The organism is Dietzia sp. KRD202 (assembly GCF_017168155.1).
Lineage (GTDB): Bacteria > Actinomycetota > Actinomycetes > Mycobacteriales > Mycobacteriaceae > Dietzia > Dietzia kunjamensis.
Genome location: NZ_JABFAN010000019.1, coordinates 1 through 2980, shown reverse-complemented (window position 1 = coordinate 2980; position 2980 = coordinate 1). Strand labels below are relative to the sequence as shown.

The following is a 2980-nucleotide window of genomic DNA, read 5'->3' as shown; positions in this document are numbered from 1 at the left end:
GTGGCCTCTCGTGGGCGTGGGGATTGGGGGACGACGGTGATGACGGTGATGACGACGACGGTGACGACGGTGACGACGGCGACGACGACGAGGTCAGCCCCAGCGGGACTGGCCGCCGTCCAACGGGATGGTCGCGCCGCTCAGATACGAGGCCTCGGCCGAGCACAGCCAGGCGACGGGGCGGCCGATGTCGGCGAGGGGGTCGCCCACCCTGCCGGCGGGGATGCCTGCGACGAACGCCTCGGCCTCCTCCGGGTTGTTCTCCATCCACCAGTCGAGCCCGGGGCTGTGGGCGTGGGGGGCCACGTTGAGCGCGCGGATGCCCTCGGCGGCCCACTCGTAGGCGGCGGCGCGGGTGAGGGCGCGGACGGCTTCCTTCACCGCGGAATAGATGCCGTAGTTGGCGGCGTCCCAGCGTACGGCGGCGGAGGTGACGAGGTTGATGATCGTGCCGCCGCCGCGCTGTGCCATCTCGGGCCGGGCGAGCTTCATCAGGGTCAGCGAGACGCGGGGGCCGCCCTCGAAGGCCTTGCGGAAGTCGTCGTCGGGGTAGTCGGACAGCGGCAGGGGCATGGCCATGTTGGCGTTGTTGACGAGGATGTCCACCCCGCCGAGGCGCTCTACGGCTGTGGCGATGATCTGTTCCGGTGCACCGTCGGTGACGATGTCGGCGGCGAGGCACTCGGCGGTGCCGCCGGCGGAGCGGATCTCCTCGGCGACGCGTTCGAGCTTGTGCATCCTGCGACCGACCAGCAGGACCGCCGCGCCGGATTCGGCGAGGCCGAGCGAGATGCCGCGGCCGACGCCCTGGCCTCCGCCGGTGACGATCGCGACCTTGCCGGCCAGGCGGTTGTCGCGGTCGGCGCCCGGCTGTGCGGCCGCGCCCGGCTGGTCACCGCCCGCGGCGGGCGTGTTCTGGGTGTTCTCGGTCATGGGGTCCTCCGTGGTTGATCCGAATGCGGGTGGGCGGCGATCACGCCGTGACGATGGTGAGCAGGCCGGCGATCACCACGAGGGCGATCACGGCCGAGCGGAACACGTGGGTGGGCAGACGTGTGGCGATGGCGATGCCCGCCTGGTTGGCCGCGACCCCGGCGACCGTGCACACCGTGAGCAGTGGGGCCAGTCCGGGCAGGTCGATGCCGGTGCCCGTCCAGAGCAGTGCCAGCGAGACCGTGCTGGTGATGACGAAGTATCCGGCGAGGTCCCCGATGAACCCCAGCGGCGGGAGTTTGGCGCGGCCGAGCAGGAGCACGACCGGCGGCCCGTTGAGGGAGGTCGTGGTGGACAGGTACCCGCCGATCGCCCCGGCCGTGGCCGACGCCAGCGTCGAGGGCGGGCGCGTGTGGTGCGTAGTGGGCAACGCCATCGCGAGGCCACACAGGACGGTGACCGCGCCCGCCGCCGGCTGGAGGTGCTGTTCGGGCAGCAGCGCGAGCGTCTGCACGCCCAGCCAGGCCCCCGGAACGCTCGCGGCACCCAGCACCGCCACGCGTCGCCACGTGATGTGACGGCGCAGCTGCACGGTGACGCCGACCCGGGTGATCAGCGCGACCACCAGGTTGACGGCCACGGTCTCCGCCAGCCCGATGCCCGCCATGAGCATCAGCGGGGTGGCGATCAGCGCGGTCCCGAACCCGGTGGCCCCGCCGATGATCGAGGCGACCGCGACGCACAGTGCCGCGAGGACGATCAGCTCCACGGATCACCGTCGCACCCGCCGCCATCCGCCCGCGCCGTCACTTCTCGTCGGCGGGCGCGAGGTGGTTGTCGTTGAGCTGGAAGCTGGGCACGTCCTTGAGGTTGATCATCGCCTCGTAGGTGCGCTTGTAGCCGGTCTTCGTGATCATCCAGCGCCCGTCGATGCGGGCGTAGGTGTCGGAGTAGAACGCGCTGCCGAAGATCATCGTGTCGAAGGCGGGCACGATCACCCGGTCCTGCAGGTACCAGCGGCCGGTGGCGGTGTCGCCGTCGACCTCGATCTCCGGGTGGTGGGCCTGGTGCTCGGTGATGACGTCGTTCGTCATCTGCCCCTGCAGTCCGGTGACCACCTCGTCGCGGCCGGTGTAGGACAGGCGCTTACCGTAGGACGCGGTGACGTCGGGCGCGAGCGTCTGGGCGAGCTCGTCCCACAGCCGCAGGTCGACGCAGCGGAGGTAGCGGTACTTGAGTGACTTGATGGCGTCGATGTCGTCGCGGCGGTCGGGAGTGCTCATCGCGGGCCTTTCGCAGAGGGTCGGGGCGCACGTGTCGCGCGCACAGCAGCGACTGTAGTCAATTGTGTACAGTTCGGGAATGGAAACCGGGAAGAATGCCGTCGGAGGCGCGCCAGGCGCCCCGAACGGGGACGGCAGCAGTGGCGACGACAACCGTGGCGACGACGACAACGCGGGCAGCCCGTCCCCCACACGCCCGACCGGCCGCGACGAGGTCCGCTCGGCGGTCATGCGGGAGGCCCGCAGATTACTGTCCGATCGCGGTCCGAACGTCCCGCTGCGCGATATCGCCGACGCGGCGCAGGTCAATCTCGGCCTGATCCACCGGCACATCGGGCGCAAGGACGCGCTGCTCACCGAGGTGATGCAGGATGCGGTGCGTTACGGTGCCGCCCGCCTGGAGGACCTCGACGACGCCGGTGAGGCCGCGCGCGGGATGCTGCTCGGGGCCTCGTCGCACCCGGAGATCAGCCGGCTGCTCGCGTGGCTGGCCCTGGACCGCGAGGCGGCGTTCCCGCCGATGCTCGACCCGTCGCAGCGTCCGGCGGCCGCGTTGCGGCGGATGACCTCTCCCCCGCCCGCCGGCGACGTCGAGCTGCTGCTGGTCTTCACCGCCGTGTACGCCTGGCCCGTTCTCCGGGGCGCGCTGCTCGACGCCCTGGACATCCCCGTGGCCGATCGCGAGGGCATCGACGAGCGGCTGGCGGATCTGCTGGCCCGCGTCATCACCGGCGACCGCTGACGCCCCTCGCCCGCCCCGCAAC

At 71.5% G+C, this 2980-nt stretch carries 4 protein-coding genes; 1 reads left to right on the top strand and 3 read right to left on the bottom strand.

Annotated features, from left to right (window positions below; all coding sequences use genetic code 11):
* Positions 1 to 93: 93 nt before the first annotated feature.
* From J1M64_RS15620 to J1M64_RS15610, 3 genes are read right to left on the bottom strand one after another with little or no spacing between them, the layout of a single operon-like run.
* Complete coding sequence (locus J1M64_RS15620; protein ID WP_241261649.1) at positions 94 to 933, bottom strand: SDR family NAD(P)-dependent oxidoreductase; 840 nt, start codon at positions 931 to 933, stop codon at positions 94 to 96.
* Positions 934 to 973: 40 nt separating this feature from the next.
* Positions 974 to 1702, bottom strand: a complete 729-nt coding sequence (locus tag J1M64_RS15615; RefSeq protein WP_119193096.1) for a sulfite exporter TauE/SafE family protein — start codon at positions 1700 to 1702, stop codon at positions 974 to 976.
* Positions 1703 to 1739: 37 nt separating this feature from the next.
* Positions 1740 to 2216, bottom strand: coding sequence for a nuclear transport factor 2 family protein (locus J1M64_RS15610; protein ID WP_206474785.1), 477 nt, complete (start codon positions 2214 to 2216; stop codon positions 1740 to 1742).
* 79 nt (positions 2217 to 2295) lie between these two features.
* On the opposite strand from J1M64_RS15610, the gene J1M64_RS15605 reads away from it, so the two are divergent.
* Positions 2296 to 2958 (top strand): TetR/AcrR family transcriptional regulator, encoded by a 663-nt coding sequence (locus J1M64_RS15605; RefSeq protein ID WP_241261648.1) that lies wholly within the window; start codon positions 2296 to 2298, stop codon positions 2956 to 2958.
* Positions 2959 to 2980: the final 22 nt, after the last annotated feature.